Source organism: Caulobacter sp. ErkDOM-E, from assembly GCF_048541895.1.
Classification (GTDB): Bacteria; Pseudomonadota; Alphaproteobacteria; order Caulobacterales; family Caulobacteraceae; genus Caulobacter.
The window spans coordinates 3,623,961-3,640,417 of record NZ_CP183331.1 but is presented as its reverse complement, the minus strand read 5'-3'; the positions used below and the strand labels follow the sequence as shown (position 1 = coordinate 3,640,417).

The 16,457-nt window shown below is 66.6% G+C and carries 21 protein-coding genes; 12 read left to right on the top strand and 9 right to left on the bottom strand.

Annotation, left to right across the window (positions count from 1 at the left end; genetic code table 11):
* The first annotated feature begins 8 nt into the window (after positions 1–8).
* Positions 9–893 (top strand): DUF817 domain-containing protein, encoded by an 885-nt coding sequence (locus ACN2C7_RS17780; protein ID WP_419318800.1) that lies wholly within the window; start codon positions 9–11, stop codon positions 891–893.
* Between the two features lie 2 nt (positions 894–895).
* Here the strand turns inward: ACN2C7_RS17780 and folE are convergent, their stop codons facing one another.
* On the bottom strand, positions 896–1,534 hold the full coding sequence (gene folE / locus ACN2C7_RS17775) for a GTP cyclohydrolase I FolE (RefSeq protein WP_419318798.1): 639 nt from the start codon (positions 1,532–1,534) through the stop codon (positions 896–898).
* Between the two features lie 194 nt (positions 1,535–1,728).
* Here folE and cysS point away from each other — a divergent pair, with 194 nt between their 5' ends.
* Together cysS and ACN2C7_RS17765 are read left to right on the top strand one after the other, a co-directional pair.
* On the top strand, positions 1,729–3,120 hold the full coding sequence (gene cysS / locus ACN2C7_RS17770; protein WP_419318796.1) for a cysteine--tRNA ligase: 1,392 nt from the start codon (positions 1,729–1,731) through the stop codon (positions 3,118–3,120).
* Positions 3,121–3,124: 4 nt separating this feature from the next.
* Entirely contained in the window at positions 3,125–3,886 is a 762-nt protein-coding gene (locus ACN2C7_RS17765; RefSeq protein ID WP_419318794.1) for a 3-oxoacyl-ACP reductase, read from the top strand.
* A gap of 1 nt (position 3,887) precedes the next feature.
* Here ACN2C7_RS17765 and ACN2C7_RS17760 read toward each other — a convergent pair whose 3' ends face one another.
* Positions 3,888–4,244, bottom strand: a complete 357-nt coding sequence (locus ACN2C7_RS17760) for a helix-turn-helix domain-containing protein (protein ID WP_419318792.1) — start codon at positions 4,242–4,244, stop codon at positions 3,888–3,890.
* Positions 4,216–4,500 (bottom strand): BrnT family toxin, encoded by a 285-nt coding sequence (locus tag ACN2C7_RS17755; RefSeq protein WP_419318790.1) that lies wholly within the window; start codon positions 4,498–4,500, stop codon positions 4,216–4,218. The genes ACN2C7_RS17760 and ACN2C7_RS17755 overlap by 29 nt, the downstream gene beginning before the upstream one ends.
* Positions 4,501–4,649: 149 nt before the next feature.
* Between ACN2C7_RS17755 and ACN2C7_RS17750 the strand changes: the two genes are divergently transcribed.
* Genes ACN2C7_RS17750 through ACN2C7_RS17730 form a run of 5 tightly spaced genes read left to right on the top strand, consistent with a single transcriptional unit; the run spans position 4,650 to position 8,790 of the window.
* Entirely contained in the window at positions 4,650–5,117 is a 468-nt protein-coding gene (locus tag ACN2C7_RS17750; protein ID WP_419318788.1) for an SRPBCC family protein, read from the top strand.
* Positions 5,117–5,578: an iron-sulfur cluster assembly scaffold protein gene (locus tag ACN2C7_RS17745; RefSeq protein ID WP_419318786.1), complete on the top strand. Its 462-nt coding sequence runs from the start codon at positions 5,117–5,119 to the stop codon at positions 5,576–5,578. The genes ACN2C7_RS17750 and ACN2C7_RS17745 overlap by 1 nt, the downstream gene beginning before the upstream one ends.
* A gap of 52 nt (positions 5,579–5,630) precedes the next feature.
* Positions 5,631–5,885: a membrane protein insertion efficiency factor YidD gene (gene yidD, locus ACN2C7_RS17740; protein WP_419318784.1), complete on the top strand. Its 255-nt coding sequence runs from the start codon at positions 5,631–5,633 to the stop codon at positions 5,883–5,885.
* A complete protein-coding gene (thrS, locus tag ACN2C7_RS17735; RefSeq protein WP_419318782.1) occupies positions 5,882–7,864 on the top strand; it encodes a threonine--tRNA ligase in 1,983 nt (660 codons plus the stop codon). Before yidD ends, thrS begins: the two co-directional genes overlap by 4 nt.
* Positions 7,864–8,790, top strand: coding sequence for a glycosyltransferase family 2 protein (locus ACN2C7_RS17730; RefSeq protein ID WP_419318780.1), 927 nt, complete (start codon positions 7,864–7,866; stop codon positions 8,788–8,790). The genes thrS and ACN2C7_RS17730 overlap by 1 nt, the downstream gene beginning before the upstream one ends.
* Before the next feature lie 127 nt (positions 8,791–8,917).
* On the opposite strand, the gene ACN2C7_RS17725 is transcribed toward ACN2C7_RS17730, so the two are convergent.
* The 3 genes from ACN2C7_RS17725 to ACN2C7_RS17715 are packed head-to-tail and all read right to left on the bottom strand — an operon-like array spanning position 8,918 to position 11,882.
* A complete protein-coding gene (locus tag ACN2C7_RS17725; protein WP_419318778.1) occupies positions 8,918–9,286 on the bottom strand; it encodes a hypothetical protein in 369 nt (122 codons plus the stop codon).
* The gene (locus ACN2C7_RS17720; RefSeq protein WP_419318776.1) at positions 9,283–10,182 is read right to left on the bottom strand and encodes a hydroxymethylglutaryl-CoA lyase; all 900 of its coding nucleotides are present in this window, start codon (positions 10,180–10,182) and stop codon (positions 9,283–9,285) included. The genes ACN2C7_RS17725 and ACN2C7_RS17720 overlap by 4 nt, the downstream gene beginning before the upstream one ends.
* Entirely contained in the window at positions 10,179–11,882 is a 1,704-nt protein-coding gene (locus ACN2C7_RS17715; RefSeq protein WP_419318774.1) for an ArnT family glycosyltransferase, read from the bottom strand. Before ACN2C7_RS17715 ends, ACN2C7_RS17720 begins: the two co-directional genes overlap by 4 nt.
* Positions 11,883–11,938: 56 nt before the next feature.
* On the opposite strand from ACN2C7_RS17715, the gene ACN2C7_RS17710 reads away from it, so the two are divergent.
* Positions 11,939–12,676 (top strand): glycosyltransferase family 2 protein, encoded by a 738-nt coding sequence (locus ACN2C7_RS17710; RefSeq protein ID WP_419318772.1) that lies wholly within the window; start codon positions 11,939–11,941, stop codon positions 12,674–12,676.
* Positions 12,677–12,785: 109 nt separating this feature from the next.
* Positions 12,786–13,208 (top strand): hypothetical protein, encoded by a 423-nt coding sequence (locus ACN2C7_RS17705; protein WP_419318770.1) that lies wholly within the window; start codon positions 12,786–12,788, stop codon positions 13,206–13,208.
* 6 nt (positions 13,209–13,214) lie between these two features.
* Here ACN2C7_RS17705 and ACN2C7_RS17700 read toward each other — a convergent pair whose 3' ends face one another.
* Complete coding sequence (locus ACN2C7_RS17700) at positions 13,215–13,364, bottom strand: hypothetical protein (RefSeq protein ID WP_419318768.1); 150 nt, start codon at positions 13,362–13,364, stop codon at positions 13,215–13,217.
* A 256-nt stretch (positions 13,365–13,620) separates the two neighbouring features.
* Between ACN2C7_RS17700 and ACN2C7_RS17695 the strand changes: the two genes are divergently transcribed.
* A complete protein-coding gene (locus tag ACN2C7_RS17695; protein WP_419318766.1) occupies positions 13,621–13,932 on the top strand; it encodes a DNA-binding protein in 312 nt (103 codons plus the stop codon).
* On the opposite strand, the gene ACN2C7_RS17690 is transcribed toward ACN2C7_RS17695, so the two are convergent.
* Together ACN2C7_RS17690 and phaR are read right to left on the bottom strand one after the other, a co-directional pair.
* On the bottom strand, positions 13,929–14,243 hold the full coding sequence (locus ACN2C7_RS17690) for a hypothetical protein (protein ID WP_419318764.1): 315 nt from the start codon (positions 14,241–14,243) through the stop codon (positions 13,929–13,931). The two genes, ACN2C7_RS17695 and ACN2C7_RS17690, sit on opposite strands and share 4 nt — an antisense overlap.
* A gap of 84 nt (positions 14,244–14,327) precedes the next feature.
* On the bottom strand, positions 14,328–14,996 hold the full coding sequence (gene phaR / locus ACN2C7_RS17685) for a polyhydroxyalkanoate synthesis repressor PhaR (protein WP_419318762.1): 669 nt from the start codon (positions 14,994–14,996) through the stop codon (positions 14,328–14,330).
* A 217-nt stretch (positions 14,997–15,213) separates the two neighbouring features.
* Between phaR and ACN2C7_RS17680 the strand changes: the two genes are divergently transcribed.
* The gene (locus tag ACN2C7_RS17680) at positions 15,214–16,389 is read left to right on the top strand and encodes an acetyl-CoA C-acetyltransferase (RefSeq protein ID WP_419318760.1); all 1,176 of its coding nucleotides are present in this window, start codon (positions 15,214–15,216) and stop codon (positions 16,387–16,389) included.
* Positions 16,390–16,457: the final 68 nt, after the last annotated feature.

Below are 16,457 nucleotides of genomic sequence, written 5' to 3'. Positions count from 1 at the left end.
GAGAATCGATGAACCTCAAGGATCGCATCAAGGCGCAGGTCGCCGCGCTGGACGTCTTGGCCCGACCTTGGGCGCGGCGCTCGCGCTGGCATGGCTACGTGTACGAGTTCCTGCTGTTCGGGCTCAAGCAGGCCTGGGCCTGCCTGTTCGGCGGCCTGATGCTGGCCCTGCTGGTGGGCACCTTCCTGTTCTGGCCCCGGGATGCGGGCCTCGCCCGCTACGACTTCCTCGTCCTCGCCTCGCTGGCCATCCAGGCCTCGCTGCTGGCCCTGAAACTGGAGCGCTGGGACGAGGCGCTGGTGATCTTCATTTTCCATCTGGTCGGCACGGTGATGGAGATCTTCAAGACCGCCCACGGCTCGTGGATCTATCCCGAGCCCAGCCTGCTGCGGATCGGCGGCGTGCCGCTGTTCACCGGCTTCATGTACGCCTGCGTCGGCAGCTATATCGCCCGGATCTGGCGACTGTTCGACATCACCTTCATCCGCTATCCGCCGTTCTGGAGCATCTGGATCCTGGCGGGCCTGGCCTATCTCAACTTCTTCAGCCACCACTACGGGCCCGATATCCGCATCGGGCTGTTTGCCCTGTCGGCGGCGCTGTTCGGGCGCAGCTGGTTCGTCTTCACGCCCGACCAGACGCCGCGCCGCATGCCGATGATCGTGGGCCTGCTGCTGGTGTCGCTGTTCATCTGGATCGCCGAGAACCTCGGCACCGCCGCGGGCGCGTGGATCTATCCCAGCCAGAAGGACGGCTGGACGATGGTCGGGATCGAGAAGATGGGCGCCTGGTATCTGCTGATGCTGATCAGCTTCGTGCTGGTCTCGCTGGTGCACCGACCCGTGGACGCCTGCGTGGCGCGGATCCGCGAGGGAATCCGCGCCGCCGCGTGAGGCTATTTCCGCGTCACCAGATCCATGAACCGCTGCTGCAGAACCTTGTCGGTCCTGAACACGCCGCGGAACTGGGTGGTGATGGTCGAGACGTCGTGATGGTGCACGCCGCGGGTGCTCATGCACTGGTGCTCGGCGTCGATCAGCACGGCGACGCCGGCGGCGCTGAGGTGGTCCTCGATGGCGTCGGCCACCTGCATGGTCATGGTCTCCTGGGTCTGGAGACGCTTGGCGTAGATCTCCACCAGCCGCGCCAGCTTGGAGAGGCCCACCACCTTGCCGGTCGGCATATAGGCCACCCAGGCCTTGCCCAGGAACGGGGCCATATGGTGCTCGCAGTGGCTCTGCACGTCGATGCCGCGCAGCATGACCATGTCGTCATAGCCCTGCACGTCCTCGAAGGTGCGGCTCAGCTCTTTGGCCGGGTCGCCTTCATAGCCGGCGAACCACTCGCCATAGGCGTCGACCACGCGCTGGGGCGTGTCGAGCAGGCCTTCGCGGTCGGGATTGTCGCCGGCCCAGGCCAGCAGGGTCCGGACGGCGGCCATGGCCTCGTCGCGGGTGGGGCGCTGGGCGGTTTCAAGATCAAGAGCGGCGTCTTCTTGGCCGGTCAGGGTTCGCGCGCTGGTCAGGGCGTCCATGATTTGAGAGGGTCTTTCCACGGGCTGAGTTGCGCCAGGACGCCTCTCGTCCTGGAATGACGCGTGCCACCCGTTTCACAGCTACGGCCGGACCCGTCGAAAAGATGACGTGTCGTCGGCGTGTCCAGTAGCTATATGGGACCCTCCCGGCCCTCCGCAACACCCTCCCGCTACGTCAGGCAGACGCGTTTCCCATGACCTTGAAGCTCCACGACACCCTGACGCGCGAAAAGCGCGCCTTCGTCCCCGCCGATCCGGACCGGGTGACGATGTATGTCTGCGGCCCCACGGTCTACAATCACGCCCATATCGGCAACTTCCGGCCGGTGGTGGTTTTCGACGTGCTGTACCGGATGCTGCGCCACATCTATGGCGCGGACGCGGTGGTCTATGCCCGCAACGTCACCGACGTGGACGACAAGATCAACAAGAAGGCCTTCGAAGAAGGCGTGCCGATCAAGACGATCACCGATCGCTATCTGGCCGCCTATCATGCCGACGCTGACGGCCTGCTGGCCCTGCGCCCCGACCTCGAACCCAAGGCCACCGAGCATATCGGCGAGATCGTCGCGATGATCGAAAAGCTGGTTGAAGCCGGCAAGGCCTATGCCGCCGAAGGCCACGTGCTGTTCGACACCCAGGCCTTCCCCGACTATGGCCAGCTGTCGGGCCGCAACATGGACGACATGATCGCCGGGGCCCGGGTCGAGGTCGCGCCCTACAAGCGCCATCCCGCCGACTTCGTGCTGTGGAAGCCGTCCAAGGAAAACGAGCCGGTGTGGGACAGCCCGTTCGGCGCGGGCCGTCCGGGCTGGCACATCGAATGCTCGGCCATGATCGACAAGGCTCTGGGCCAGACCATCGACATCCATGGCGGCGGCATCGACCTGGCCTTCCCGCACCACGAGAACGAGCTGGCCCAGAGCCGTTGCGCCCATGACCTGCCGGTCCTGGCCAATTACTGGATGCACAACGGCTTCCTGGATATGTCCGGCGAGAAGATGTCCAAGAGCCTGGGCAATGTGATCCTGCCGCACGAGCTGCTGAAGACCACGCCGGGCGAAGTGATCCGCTGGGCGCTGCTGTCGGCGCACTATCGCCAGCCGCTGGACTGGACGCCGGAGCTGCTGGAGCAGTCGCGCAAGGCCCTGGACCGTCTGTACGGCGCCCTGCGCCGCGCCAAGGATGTGCCGATGGACCAGGCGATGGAGGCCCCCGAAGATGTGGTCGCCGCGCTTGAGGACGATCTCAACACGCCACAGGCGATTGCCTGCTTCTTCGAGGTTTCCAGCGCCATTGAGCGGGCTGTCACGGCGGGTGACACCGTCGCCATCGCCGCCAACAAGGCCCGGCTGATCGAGGCCGGCGCCCTGCTGGGCTTCCTGCAGGCCGATCCCGACAGCTGGTTCGAGGGCGACGCCTCTGACGACCTGAAGGCCCAGGTCGAGGATCTGCTGAAGCGCCGGGTGGAAGCCCGCGCCGCCAAGGACTGGACCGCCGCCGACGCCATTCGCGCCGAGCTCGATGCTCTGGGCGTGGTGGTCATGGACGGCCCCGCCGGCGCGACCTGGCGGATGAAGGACTGATCGCTTGAAGCTGGAAGAACAGATCGTCCTGGTTTCCGGCGCGGGCCGGGGACTGGGCGCGGCCATCGCTCGGGCCTTTGCGGGCCAGGGCGCGTCGGTGGTGATCAACTATCGCCGCAGCGAAGCCGCCGCCCTCGCCCTGGCCGAGGAGCTGGGCGACCATGCCGTGGCGATCCAGGCCGATGTCAGCGATCGCGAGGGCGTCCGCCGCATGGTCAACGAGGCGGCCGAGCATTTCGGCAGCCACGTGACCACGGTGGTCAACAACGCCCTGGGCGACTTCAGCTTCAACGGCGACGGCCGCGAAACCATCCAGTCGATCCCGTGGGAGGATTTCCAGGGCCAACTGGACGTGTCGCTGCGCGGCGCGCTGAACCTGATCCAGGCCACGGCCCCGGCCATGGAAAACGCGGGCTTTGGCCGGGTGATCAACATCGGCACCAACCTGTTCCAGAACCCGGTCGTGCCCTACCACGACTACACCGCCGCCAAGGCCGCCCTGCTGTCGCTGACCCGCACGGCGGCGGCTGATCTGGGTCCCGGCGGGATCACCGTCAACATGCTGTCGGGCGGCCTGCTGCGCACCACTGACGCCAGCTCGGCGACGCCGGAAGCGATCTTCGACCTGATCGCCCAGAGCACGCCGCTGCGCCGGGTGACGACGCCGGCCGAGTTCGCCGACGCGGTGCTGTTCTTCGCTGCGCCCTGGAGCCGGGCGGTCACCGGCCAGAACCTGGTCGTCGATGGCGGGCTGGTGCGGGACTAGGTCAGTCGGCGCTGGCCAGCGCCCGGCGCACGGCGTCGGGCTCCTTGTCGATGACGGCCAGATAGGCCAGCACGGCGCTGTCGGGCTGAGTGCGGCCCTGCTCCAGATCACGCAGGCGGGCCACATTGATGCGGAAGGTTTTGGCGAACAGCGTCTGGCTCAGACCGGTCTGGGCCCGCACCTGACGCACATGACGGGCGGCGCTCAGGCGATCGAGCTCATCCTCCGTCAGGGGTGGATTGTCGGCGTCGGACGCCGCCGCAGCGCTCAACGCCGCATCGTCCATGGCGTCCAGGCGCGCCTTTTGATCAGCGCTCAGCGCTGGAAGTTCATTCGGGGTGAGGGTGAAGCGGACCATAGCGTCGTTCCTCCGTCAGGTTGCAGCGCCGCGCCGAAATCATCCGAATGCGTTCGCCCCGCGATGTGTAGACCACGGTAAACAGGCGCCCCTCGATCGCGCCCACCGCCTTGCGGCGCGGCTCGCCATCTCCGGGGCGGGACGCATCGAAATCGATCAGCCCCGCGTCAAGAAACACCCGGGCGGCATAGGCGAACGGGACGCCGTGCTTGGCCAGATTGCTCTGCGCCTTGGCGTCGTCCCATTCAAACTCCATCCCCATAAAGGAAAATCATACGGGATTTCCGTATATATGTCTACGGTAATCCCGGAGGTCGGCCTGCGGCCGTCCAGATCGCGGCCAGGAAAATGATCGGCGCCCTGGACGGGTTTAACCCGGCGCGCTTCCAGTGTTAAAAGCCCGCCATGAAACGCGCCGTAGAACACCGCATTGGCATCCAGGCCCCGGCCGAACTGGTCTGGGAGCTGATCTCGGACTTCTCGACCTGGGAGCAGTGGAACCCGGTCCATCCCCGGGCCGAGGGCCAGCTGAAGATCGGCACGTCGTTGAGCGTGCACCAGGCCCTGCCCGGCGAGCCGGTGCGGGTGATCCAGCCGGTGGTCCAGGACTGGGTGCCCTATGAGCAGCTGCACTGGCGCTCGACCCGCCTGGGCGGCTTCGTCACCGCCATCCGCTATATCGAGATCGAGAACATGGGCCCCAGCAGCTCGACCTTCTCGAATGGCGAGCTGTTCATGGGCATGCTGGTGCGCTGGATCAGCCGGGATGACCGCCGCAAGCTGAAGGCGGCCTACACCCAGATGGGCGAGGCCCTGCGCGATCATGCCGAGGCCCTCTGGTCTGCGCGCCAGAACAGCCCCACTTCAGCCTGATGATCGACGAGCTCTACAGCGCCAAGATCCTGACCCTGGTCGCCAACATCCCGCGCGCCGGACGGCTGGCGACGCCCGATGCGTCGTCCGAGAAGACCGCCAAGCTGTGCGGCAGCCGCATCACGGTCGATGTGACGATGGCGGACGGCAAGGTCAGCGACTTCGCCCAGGAGGTTTCGGCCTGCGCCCTGGGCCAGGCCAGCGCCGCGATCCTGGGCGCCAACATCATCGGTGCGGATCTTTCCGAGATCGTGTTGGCGCGGGATTCCCTACGCGCTATGCTCAAGCTCAACGGCCCATCTCCTGCGGGCCGGTTCTCGGAGCTTGCCGTGCTTGAGCCTGTAAAGGCCTACCCCGCCCGTCATGCCTCGACGCTTCTGGCGTTCGAGGCGGCGGTGGAGGCTGTCTCTCGGGCCACAGCCGCGGCGGAAACGCGAACTAGCAGCGCCGGCGCCGCTTGATTGCGGCTTTTCGCGGGTGCGATAACCACCTCCGAAACAATTGCGCGCTGGCATGACCTTTTACGACCGCACCGTCGACCTCGGCCTTCGGGTCTACAAGTTGACGCTCTCGCCCCTCATTGGGCGTCAGTGCCGTTTCCTGCCGAGTTGTTCGGAGTATGCGGCTCAGGCGCTTAAGGATCACGGACCCGCCAAGGGGTCCTGGCTGGCGTTGCGACGGATTTGCCGATGCAATCCGTTTGGAGGATCGGGGTATGACCCGCCTCCGCCGCGCGACCAGCCACGCAAGTGGACATGTGAAGAATGATCGACCTGGTTTTCCCCGACGGTTCCTCCCGTCAATATCCCGCTGGCTCCAGCGGTCGCGACGTGGCGGCCGCCATTTCCAAGTCGCTGGAAAAGAAGGCGCTGCTGATCAAGCTGGACGGCGTGCTGCTGGACCTCGATCGCCCGCTGACGCCCGATCTGCTGACCGGCGATCGCAGGATCGAGATCGTCACGCGCGAGTCGCCCGACGTTCTGGAGGTGATCCGCCACGACACCGCCCACGTGCTGGCCCAGGCGGTTCAGGAGCTGTTCCCCGGCACCCAGGTGACGATCGGTCCCAATGTCGAGGACGGCTTCTATTACGACTTCGCCCGCGACGAGCCGTTCAGCCTCGACGATCTGCCCAAGATCGAAGAGCGGATGCGCCAGATCGTCGACCGCGACGAGAAGATCCGCCGCGAAGAGGTCGACCGCGACGCCGCCATCGCCGATTTCGAAGCCCTGGGCGAAAGCTACAAGGCCCAGATCATCCGCGACCTGCCGGCCAGCGACACGATCACGGTCTATCACCAGGGCGAAAACTGGAAGGACCTGTGCCGCGGGCCGCACCTTCCCTCGACCAAGGCGGTGGGCAAGGCCTTCAAGCTGACCAAGCTGGCCGGCGCCTATTGGCGCGGCGACCAGAACAACGCCCAGCTGCAGCGCATCTATGGCACCTCATGGGCCAGCGACGCCGATCTGGCCGCCTATCTGCTGCGGGTCGAGGAAGCCGAGAAGCGCGATCACCGCAAGCTGGGCCGCACCATGAACCTCTTCCACCTGCAGGAAGAGGGCAAGGGCATGATCTTCTGGCACCCCAAGGGCTGGACGCTGTATCTGGCGCTGGAGGCCTATATGCGCCGTCGCCTGGACGCTGCGGGCTATCAAGAGGTCAAGACGCCCCAGATCCTGGATCGCAGCCTGTGGGAAAAGTCGGGCCACGCCGAAAAGTTCGGCCACGCCATGTTCATGTGCGAAAGCGCCGAGGGCGAGGTCCTGGCCGTCAAGCCGATGAACTGCCCGGGCCACATCCAGATCTTCAATATCGGCCAGAAGAGCTATCGCGAACTGCCGCTGCGCATGGCCGAGTTCGGGGCCTGCCACCGCTATGAGCCCTCGGGCGCCATGCACGGCATCATGCGGGTGCGGGCCTTCACCCAGGACGACGCCCACATCTTCTGCCGCGAAGAGCAGGTCACCGAGGAAAGCGCCAGGTTCATCGAACTGTTGCGCAGCGTCTATAACGACCTCGGCATGCAGCTTCACGACGTGAAGTTCTCGACGCGTCCGGAGCTTCGCGCGGGCTCAGACGAGGTTTGGGACAAGGCCGAGCACGCTCTGGCCACGGCCGCCGAGGCCGCCGGCGAACGTCTGGTTGACCAGCCCGGCGAAGGCGCATTCTATGGCCCCAAGCTGGAGTTCTCGCTAAAGGACGCGATCGGTCGCGTCTGGCAGTGCGGCACGCTGCAGCTGGACTTTGTTTTGCCGGAACGACTGGACGCAGAGTACGTTTCGGAAGACGGTTCAAAAAAGCGCCCGGTGATGCTTCACAGGGCGATCCTGGGGTCGTTCGAACGGTTTATCGGTATTCTGCTGGAAAACTTCGCTGGCCATCTGCCGCTTTGGCTGGCGCCGACGCAGGTTGTTGTGACGACGATTACCTCTGACGCGGATGAATATGCGCTTCAGGTCGTCGAGAAGTTGACGAATATGGGGATGCGCGCGGAGGTCGATCTGCGTAATGAAAAGATCAACTACAAGATTCGCGAGCACAGTCTCGCAAAGGTTCCGGTGATCGCGGTGGTGGGGCGCAAGGAAGCAGAGACGGGGCAGGTGGCCCTGCGTCGCCTGGGCGGCGAGGGACAGAACATTCTGTCGCTCGACGAGGCCGTGCGCGTCCTGACCGCCGAAGCGACCCCGCCGGATCTGGCCCGTGCGCGCGGCATTTCCAAGCCTGTGCAGGAGGCAGCGCTCGCCTGATGAACAGCATCCTCCCATCCTTCACGACCCTTGCCGCCGGGGCCCGCCCGGCGCGACCGAACATTTCGGTGGTGATGGTCGTGTACCGGACGGGGGGCGCGCTGATCGAAAGCATCAAGCACGTGCTGGACGAGCCGCTGGTCGACGAGTTCGTCATCGTCGACAACGGCTCGTCTCCGCGTGACGCCGAGATGCTGCGGGCCCTGGGCCTGACCGAGCCGCGCGTCGTGCTCCAGCAGGGCCACGGCAATGTCGGCTTCGCGCGCGGCGCCAATCTGGGCGCCACGACGGCCAAGGGCGAATACATCATCTTCATCAATCCCGACGCCAACATGCAGACCGGTTGCATCGCGGCGCTGGTGACGGCCTTCCGCGGCCAGCCCACCCCGACCGTGGTCGGCGCGCGGGTGATGAACACCGACGGCTCAGAGCAGCGCGGCGGCCGTCGCGGCGAGGTGACGCCGATCACGACCTTGCTCAGCTTTGGTCATCTGACCCGTCGCTATGCCGGATTGTCGGGCTACGAGATTCATCGGGAGACCGAACCGCTGCCGCGCTCGCCGGTTCCCATGCCGACCATTTCGGGCGCCTGTTTCGCGCTGCGCCGGTCCGATTTCGAGGCGCTGGACGGTTTCGACGAGGGCTATTTCCTGCACGTCGAGGACATCGACCTGTGCTGGCGCGCCCGCCAGGCCGGCGGCCAGGTGATCTTCCAGCCCAAGGCCCAGGTCGTGCATCTGGGGCACACGAGCCTGGAACACCCGGTGAAGGTCGAGTTCCACAAGGGCGTGGGGCTTAGCCGCTACTTCATCAAGCGCGCCGACACCCTGCAGCGCTACGCCCTGGCCGTGTTTCTGGCCCCGGCCATCATGCTGATGTCGGTCTGCCGTCCGCTGCTGTGGAAGATCACCGGGCGGCCGATTTAGGCCATAGAAGCTGTCATCCCGGCCAAGCGCGCAGCGCGCCGAGCCGGGACCGCCGGAAGCGCCGCGCATGCTGCGGTCCCGGGTCTTCGCGCTGAAGCGCTACGCCCGGGATGACAAGCTCTAGGCGTCACATCGGCGCGATCGTCTCGTACCTCAGACCCCCCGGCCCCTCGATCGAGGTCGGCGCCTTCAGGGCCCGGCCCGGCAGCATGGCGCGATAGCGTTCGTAGATGGCCTTGGCGTCGCGGCCAGCCTTGGCTTGAAGGCAAAGGTCGTATTCCCCCTCACGACCCCACGGCTTGCGCTCGACGCGGGCCAGATCGCGGTCGGCCTTGACCGCCGCGCCGACGCTGTCGGCCAGAGCGTGATCAATGCCCATGCCATAGCTGCCGAACTTGACGGTGACATCGCAGCGCGCGGCCGCCTCGACCGGCGGGGTGGCGACGCAGGCGGCCAAGGCTAGCGCGGCGCCGGCGATCAGGACGAAGCGGATCATGCGGGGAAACCTCCAGCGCGCGCCAGGGAAGAGGCCGGCGCCTTGCCCAGCCGCTCGCTGATCGCGCGCCCGACCTCGATCAACGCGCCAAGATCATAGCCGGTCTCAAAACCGGCCCGCTCCAGCATGTAGACCAGATCCTCGGTGCCGATATTGCCGGTGGCGTTGGGTGCGAACGGACAGCCGCCCAGGCCGCCGACCGAGGCGTCCAGCACGTCGACCCCGGCCTCGACACTGGCGAAGGCGTTGGCCAGGCCGGTGTTGCGGGTGTCGTGGAAGTGCATGCGCAGGCGGGCGTCCGGCGCGGCGGCGCGGACGGCCTCGATCCGTTTACGGACGGTCCAGGGATCGGCGACCCCGATGGTGTCGGCGATGGCGATCTCGGGAACCCCAAGCAGGGCGATCTCGCGGACGATGGCCACAACCTGATCCTCAGACACCTCGCCATCGAACGGACAGCCAAAGGCTACCGACAGGGTCGCGGTGATTGGCGGGCCACCCTCGACGGCCTGACGCTCGACAATGCCCGCCAGCGCATCGATCTGCTGGTGGGTGGTCGAGCCCTGGTTGCGGGTGCCGAAACCGTCGGTGGCGCAGACCACGACATTGGCCTCGTCACACTGGGCCGCCACACAGCGCTCCCAGCCGCGCATGTTCAGCACCAGGCCAATCCGGGAATGCTTCAGGTCGGCCGGCAGCGCCGCCATGATCTCTTCCGCGCCGGCCATCTGCGGCACGCGGTTGGGATTGACGAACGACACCACCTCCATGCGCCGGGCGCCGGCGGCTTCCAGCTGGCGGATCAGGGCGAGTTTCTCGTCGACCGACAGCGACAGCTTCTCGTTCTGCAGGCCGTCGCGCGGCCCGACCTCGACGATCTCGATGAAGCGGCTCATGGGCGATCCTCGGGAGCGGGTTGAGTTTCGGTCTGGATGTCCGTCTGGGGCTCACCGCGATAGATCGTCAGGCGCTCGCCGTCGCCGTCGGAATAGTTCTGGCCCTTGATCACCGCGACCGGACGGGGCGTCAGGCCGGCGGTGGACAGGGCCTTGCGGAACACGGCGTCCTCGCGCGCCTCGACCACGGCCGGGCGGCCCTGGACGATGGCCTGGGCGGCGCGGTCGCCGTCGGTCAGCTCGGTGGCGGTGCCCAGCAGGAAGACCAGGCTGGGTTCTGAATAGCCTGTCACGGCCACGGGGCCGGGCGCGCCGGACCGGGGCGACAGCTTGGCCCTGTCGAGGGCGTCGGCGATGTCCCTGGACAGGAACAGCGGCTCCAGACGCGGCAGCAGCCCGCCCACCAGACAGGCGTGGGCCAGCACGCCCAGGCCGCCCGAGATCACCAGCGCCCGCGCCGATTGCCGTCGCAGCAGCAGCACGGCCCCCAGCACGCCGGCCGCCAGCAGCAGAAGCACGGTCAGCACGGTCCAGACGATGTCGGCGCCCTGGCCGAACGCCTTCATGCCGTACACCGCCACGGCGGCCAGCAGCAGCGAAACGAACAGGGTCAGGCCCGCCCCGATCCGCCGGACCAGATCGCCCAGCGGCGCGCGCACGGCGGCGGCCAGCAGCATGGCCATGCCGCCCATGGCCGGCAGAGTGTAGTGGGCCAGCTTGGTCGGCAGAATCTCGAACATAAGCCAAGTCGGAACCAGCCAGCAGACGGCGAAGCGCACGCCGGGCTCGCCCCGGCCGGTCCAGGCCAGCACCAGGGCGGCGGGCAACAGCAGGGTCGCGGGATAGACCAGCAGCGGCGCCAGCAGGGTGTGATAGCCGAACGGCCCCGAATGGCCTTCCTGGCCGCCGACCATCTTGGGGGCCAGGTCGCCGGCGATGGCCACGCCCCAGAAGGCGCCGTCGGTGGCCACGGTGATCATCATCGCCCAGGGCAGCACCACGGCGGCGAACAGCACCAGGCCCCAGCCCCAGCCCAGGGTCTTCAGCCACGGCGCCTTACGGTCCCAGGCCCACAGGGCCAGGGCCGCGAAGATCACGGTCAGCAGGCCCACCGGCCCCTTGATCAGGGCCGCCATCGCCAGACCGCCCCAGAAGGCCAGCTTGGTCCATTTACCGGGCGTTCGTCCCGCCAGATGGTCGGCGTACATCCGGGCCAGGGCCGCCATGGCCAGGGTCGTGAAACCGCACAGGGCCGCGTCGGTCTTGGCGATGAAGGCTTCGCTGGACAGCAGGAAGGACGAGCCCAGTATGGCTCCGGCCAGCAGGCCGGTGCGCGGATCAAGCAGCGCCGCCGCCCCCCAGGCGCAGGCCGCCGCCGCCAGCATCGCGCCCAGCAGGGACGGGATGCGATAGGCCCAGATGCCGCGATCCTCGGGCGCCGAGACCAGCGACACTGTCGCCGCCTGCAGCCAGTGGATGCCGACAGGCTTCTTGAAACGCGGCTGGTCCTGGAACTTGATGACCACCAGGTCGTCGGTTTCCAGCATCTGGGCGGTGGCCTGGGCGAAGCGCGACTCGTCGCGGTCCAGCGGCGGCATGGCCAGCAGGCCCGGCAGGCCGGCCAGAAACGCCAGCAGGGCGGCAAGCAGCGGGCCGCGCCAACCGCGGCTCCAGGCATCCAGGCGAGATTCAAGCGTCATGGCGCATGGAATAGCACGATCCTTTCGTGTGGCGACTTTTCAGGTATTAGAGGGCGATGACTGCTCAAGCCGCCGCAATCCCTGACTATTCGATTGTCGTCCCCGTCTTTGACGAGGGCGGCGCGGCCCCGGCCCTGGCGCGCGAGATCGCGGCCGCCTTCGCCGGCGAAAATCACGAGATCATCTTCATCGACGACGCCAGCCGCGACGACACTCGGGCCCTGCTGGTGGCCCTGAAGACCGAGATTCCGCAACTGCGCGTGCTGAGCCATCGCAAGAACTCCGGCCAGAGCCGCGCCGTGCGCAGCGGCATCCTGGCCGCGCGCGGGCCGATCATCGTCACCCTGGACGGCGACGGCCAGAACGATCCCGCCGACGCGCCGCGCCTGGCCCGGGCCCTGGCCGCTGGCCCCGCCACCCTGGCCCTGGTCGGCGGCGAGCGGGTCAAGCGTCAGGACAGCAGCGCCAAGCGCTTCGCCTCAAAGTTCGGCAACGGCGTGCGCAAGCGCCTGCTGAAGGATACGGCCAATGACACCGGCTGCGGGCTCAAGGCCTTCCGTCGCGAGGCCTTCCTGCGGCTTCCCTATTTCGACCATATCCACCGCTACATCCCGGCCCTGATGCTGCGCGAGGGCTATGAGGTGGCGTTCCAGCCGGTCAACCATCGCCACCGCGAGAGCGGGGTGTCGAAATATACCAATTTCGGCCGGCTGAAGGCCTCGGTCAGCGACCTGCTGGGCGTGATGTGGCTGCAGACCCGGGCCCGCAATCCCCAGGGCGTGGACGAAGCCTAGATCCGACTTAGCACCTTGGAGTTGAACCGCCTTCTCCCGTCCGGGAAATGCGGTTAACCCTAGGCCGCGCGACCCTGACGGCCGCGAGTCCTTGGGGGAGAGGCTGTCTATGTTCGCCGCGGTTCCGCTGCTGGCCCTGCCAGTGCTGGTCTACAATCTGATCGCTCTGACCCTGTCGGGGGCGTTCATGTCGGCCCAGGCGCATGCGCGCATGACCGAGACCCTGTTCACCATCCACATGACCTCGCGCGTCGACTGGGCCGTCAGCCTGGGCGATCTGCTGCTGGCCGCCTCGCTGGTGGTGTTGTTCGTCGAGCTGCTGAAATCCACGACCAGCCGCAAGATCGCGATCATCAATCACTCGCTGTCGCTGGTGCTGTTCATCATCTGCCTGATCGAGTTCCTGCTGGCCCCGGCCTTCGCGACCTCGACCTTCTTCCTGATCACCGTGATGGTTCTGCTGGACGTTCTGGCCGGCTTCATCGTCACCATCGTCGCCGCGCGGCGGGACGTGGATTTCGGCGAGAACTGAAGGCGATTACTGGGGCGTCGGTTTCCGGCGCTCCGCGATCCGCCGCTTTTCAGCCGCCCGCATCCCGCGCCAATGGGTCACGTAGGGCTCTGCGAACGTCCAGGCGAGCGTGGCGAGCAGGATCGCGACAAACAGGCCCGATAGCGTCAGAAGCACGAAAATTCTCCCCGATGTGAGCGGGAGGAATAGCGCTCGCCGATTAAGGCTTGCTCGACGGTCGTGGTGAAGGCCGCGTTAGGGCCAGCGCCGGAAGGCTTGCCTGATCTAGGTCAGGGCCGTGAAGATCAGGGTGACCACGGCGATGTCGAGAAAGCGGATGGCGGCGGTCAGCATGGGAGCACTCGTCGGCGATGAATTCACCAACGGTTAAGCAAGACCGGCGCCAAGCCGGGCGCCTCAGGACGAAACGCTGATGGCGCTGTTCTTCGACCGGGGCTGGTACGAGGCGCTGCTGGCGCAGCGGGGCCTGAGCCTCGCCGTCATGGCCGCCGTCGCCCAGATGGACGAGGCGTCGCTGGAGTTGGCGTTCAAGGATCAGCGCGAGCTAAGCTGGAGCGAACTGACGGCTTTTGCTGAGCTTTTGGGCGTGACGACGGCTGAGGCGGCGCTGCGGGCCGGTGTGCGGCCACCGCTCGATCCGCTGGAGGCGCGCGACAAGCGCATCGCCATGCTGGAGGCCCGGGTCGCCGCCCTGGAGGCGCGCCTAGGCAAGCCGGACTCCTAGATCGCGGTCTTTTTCAACAGGCCCGCCCTGGGACGGCGGTCGGCCTCGCCGGAATATTCCGTCCCGAGATAGGTCGATCGCGCCGAGTCGAGCACTTCCTGCCCACCGCGCAGGCCGCGCTTCTGACCGCTCTGGCCCATCAGGTGGGCCGCGAACGCGCCAAATCCGCTTTTGCGCGGCGCCGAAGCCGGCTCTTCCTCGCGCACGAACACGACATCCTCGGTTTCAGCCTCATGGGCGGAATCCTGATGCAGGGTCAGCGCGCGGCGCGCAGGGCTGGAACGCCGGATGGGATCGATAGGGCCGGTCATGGTCTTCAGCCTAGGGCCTTGACCGTTAAGAACGGCTGTTCCGGTGTGGTTTCTGGAGGCTTAAGGGCCGGGCCCTCAGGGCTCTCAGGGCTTGGTGGCCAGTTTCTCGATCTGCTGCTGCATGACTTCCAGCTGGCGCTTGAGGTCGGCCAGGGAATCCTCGCTGGGCTGCGGGGCGGGCGCGGTCGCGGCCGGTTCGGACGAGGCCGCCGCAGCGGCGTCTTCTGGCCGGGCATAGGCGAAGGGCGAGAACATCTTCATCGCCCGGTCGAACAGGGCCATGTTCTGGCGAACCTGTTCTTCATAGACGCCGATACCGACCGGCAGCTTGGCGGCGGTCAGGCCCGGCGTGACGCCCGCGAACTGGGTGCGCATCCGCTCCTGCTGCTTGGTGAAGCTTTCCAGCGACATCTCAAGATAGCTGGGCAGGAAGGCCTGCATGGAGTTGCCGTAGAAGCCGATCAGCTGGCGGAGGAACTGGATCGGCAGCAGATTCTGGCCGCCGCCGCGGTTCTCTTCTTCGAAAATGATCTGGGTCAGCACCGAGCGCGTGATGTCGTCGTTCGACTTGGCGTCATAGACCACAAAGTCGACGCCCTCCTTCACCATGTCCGACAGGTGTTCGAGGGTCACGTAGGAACTGGACGCTGTGTTGTAGAGGCGACGGTTGGCGTATTTCTTGATGATCACGCGTTGGCCGGTCGCCTTTTCAGCGCCGGCGGTGGTTTCGCCTTTTTCGGGGTTCTCGGACATTTCGTTCCCTGGGAGAGCGGTGTCGCCCGCTTTTCGCAACGCACTATCGCCAATGCAAAGGCATGGCGCCAGTGGTCAGAACACTTGGAAGGCGCAACAAGCCGTGAAAAAGTGCCCGTGACGAACGCGGTTCGGTATGCATTGTGTTGCTGCACTGCAAAAGCACGGGCGCCGCAACTGCGAAGGCGTCACGTCAGATCGTTACGGGAGCTTCGCCATGAGCGACATCGTCATCGTTTCCGCCGCCCGCACGCCGGTCGGTTCCTTCAACGGGGCGCTGTCCAGCCTGCCCGCGTCTGAACTCGGCAAGATCGCCATCCAGGCCGCCATCGAGCGCGCCGGCATCAGCCCCGCTGACGTCGATGAAGTGATCCTGGGCCAGGTGCTGCAGGCCGGCGCCGGCCAGGGTCCGGCCCGTCAGGCCGCGATCAATGCCGGCATCCCGGTGGGCAGCCCGGCCTGGAGCCTCAACCAGCTGTGCGGCTCGGGCCTGCGCGCCGTGGCCCTGGCGGCCCAGCAGATCGCAGCGGGCGACGCCAAGATCGTTGTCGCCGGCGGTCAGGAAAGCATGAGCCAGGCGCCGCACGCCCAGCATCTGCGCAATGGCCAGAAGATGGGCGACCTGTCGTTCGTCGACACCATGATCAAGGACGGCCTGTGGGACGCCTTCCACGGCTATCACATGGGCCAGACCGCCGAGAACATCGCCTCACGCTGGCAGATCACCCGCGGCGACCAGGACGCCTTCGCCGTCGCCAGCCAGAACAAGGCCGAGGCCGCCCAGAAGGCCGGCAGGTTCGACGCCGAGATCGTTGCGGTCACCATCAAGGGCCGCAAGGGCGACACCATCGTCGACAAGGACGAGTTCATCCGTCACGGCGTGACGATCGACGCCATTTCGGGCCTGCGTCCGGCCTTCACCAAGGACGGCTCGGTCACCGCCGCCAACGCCTCGGGCCTTAATGACGGCGCCGCCGCCCTGGTGCTGATGAGCGCCGACGAAGCCAAGGCCCGCGGCCTGACCCCGCTGGCTCGCATCGCCTCGTGGGCCAATGCCGGCGTCGAGCCCGAGATCATGGGCACCGGCCCGATTCCGGCCAGCCAGAAGGCCCTGGAAAAGGCCGGCTGGACCGTCGCCGACCTCGACCTGGTCGAGTCCAACGAAGCCTTCGCCGCCCAGTCGCTGTGCGTGGTGCAGGAACTGGGTCTCGACACCGCCAAGGTGAACGTCAACGGCGGGGCCATCGCCATCGGTCACCCGATCGGCGCGTCGGGCGCGCGCATCCTCACCACCCTGCTGCACGAGATGAAGCGCTCGGGGGCCAAGAAGGGTCTGGCGACGCTGTGCATCGGCGGCGGCATGGGTGTGGCCATGTGCGTCGAGGCGGTCTGAACAGACAAATTTCGATGACAGTGCGCCGGGGCCTTGCCCCGGCTCGCTGATTGTCGACACTCATAAAA

Excerpts from the sequence above, each read along its gene's own strand:
- folE (WP_419318798.1), bottom strand. The coding sequence starts at position 1,534 with ATGGACGCCCTGACCAGCGCGCGAACCCTGACCGGCCAAGAAGACGCC.
- ACN2C7_RS17705 (WP_419318770.1), top strand. The coding sequence starts at position 12,786 with ATGTTCGCCGCGGTTCCGCTGCTGGCCCTGCCAGTGCTGGTCTACAAT.
- ACN2C7_RS17695 (WP_419318766.1), top strand. The coding sequence starts at position 13,621 with ATGGCGCTGTTCTTCGACCGGGGCTGGTACGAGGCGCTGCTGGCGCAG.
- thrS (WP_419318782.1), top strand. The coding sequence starts at position 5,882 with ATGATCGACCTGGTTTTCCCCGACGGTTCCTCCCGTCAATATCCCGCT.
- phaR (WP_419318762.1), bottom strand. The coding sequence starts at position 14,996 with ATGTCCGAGAACCCCGAAAAAGGCGAAACCACCGCCGGCGCTGAAAAG.
- ACN2C7_RS17755 (WP_419318790.1), bottom strand. The coding sequence starts at position 4,500 with ATGGAGTTTGAATGGGACGACGCCAAGGCGCAGAGCAATCTGGCCAAG.
- yidD (WP_419318784.1), top strand. The coding sequence starts at position 5,631 with ATGACCTTTTACGACCGCACCGTCGACCTCGGCCTTCGGGTCTACAAG.
- ACN2C7_RS17745 (WP_419318786.1), top strand. The coding sequence starts at position 5,117 with ATGATCGACGAGCTCTACAGCGCCAAGATCCTGACCCTGGTCGCCAAC.
- ACN2C7_RS17750 (WP_419318788.1), top strand. The coding sequence starts at position 4,650 with ATGAAACGCGCCGTAGAACACCGCATTGGCATCCAGGCCCCGGCCGAA.
- ACN2C7_RS17725 (WP_419318778.1), bottom strand. The coding sequence starts at position 9,286 with ATGATCCGCTTCGTCCTGATCGCCGGCGCCGCGCTAGCCTTGGCCGCC.
- ACN2C7_RS17715 (WP_419318774.1), bottom strand. The coding sequence starts at position 11,882 with ATGACGCTTGAATCTCGCCTGGATGCCTGGAGCCGCGGTTGGCGCGGC.
- ACN2C7_RS17690 (WP_419318764.1), bottom strand. The coding sequence starts at position 14,243 with ATGACCGGCCCTATCGATCCCATCCGGCGTTCCAGCCCTGCGCGCCGC.
- ACN2C7_RS17780 (WP_419318800.1), top strand. The coding sequence starts at position 9 with ATGAACCTCAAGGATCGCATCAAGGCGCAGGTCGCCGCGCTGGACGTC.
- cysS (WP_419318796.1), top strand. The coding sequence starts at position 1,729 with ATGACCTTGAAGCTCCACGACACCCTGACGCGCGAAAAGCGCGCCTTC.
- ACN2C7_RS17720 (WP_419318776.1), bottom strand. The coding sequence starts at position 10,182 with ATGAGCCGCTTCATCGAGATCGTCGAGGTCGGGCCGCGCGACGGCCTG.
- ACN2C7_RS17730 (WP_419318780.1), top strand. The coding sequence starts at position 7,864 with ATGAACAGCATCCTCCCATCCTTCACGACCCTTGCCGCCGGGGCCCGC.
- ACN2C7_RS17680 (WP_419318760.1), top strand. The coding sequence starts at position 15,214 with ATGAGCGACATCGTCATCGTTTCCGCCGCCCGCACGCCGGTCGGTTCC.
- ACN2C7_RS17760 (WP_419318792.1), bottom strand. The coding sequence starts at position 4,244 with ATGGTCCGCTTCACCCTCACCCCGAATGAACTTCCAGCGCTGAGCGCT.
- ACN2C7_RS17710 (WP_419318772.1), top strand. The coding sequence starts at position 11,939 with ATGACTGCTCAAGCCGCCGCAATCCCTGACTATTCGATTGTCGTCCCC.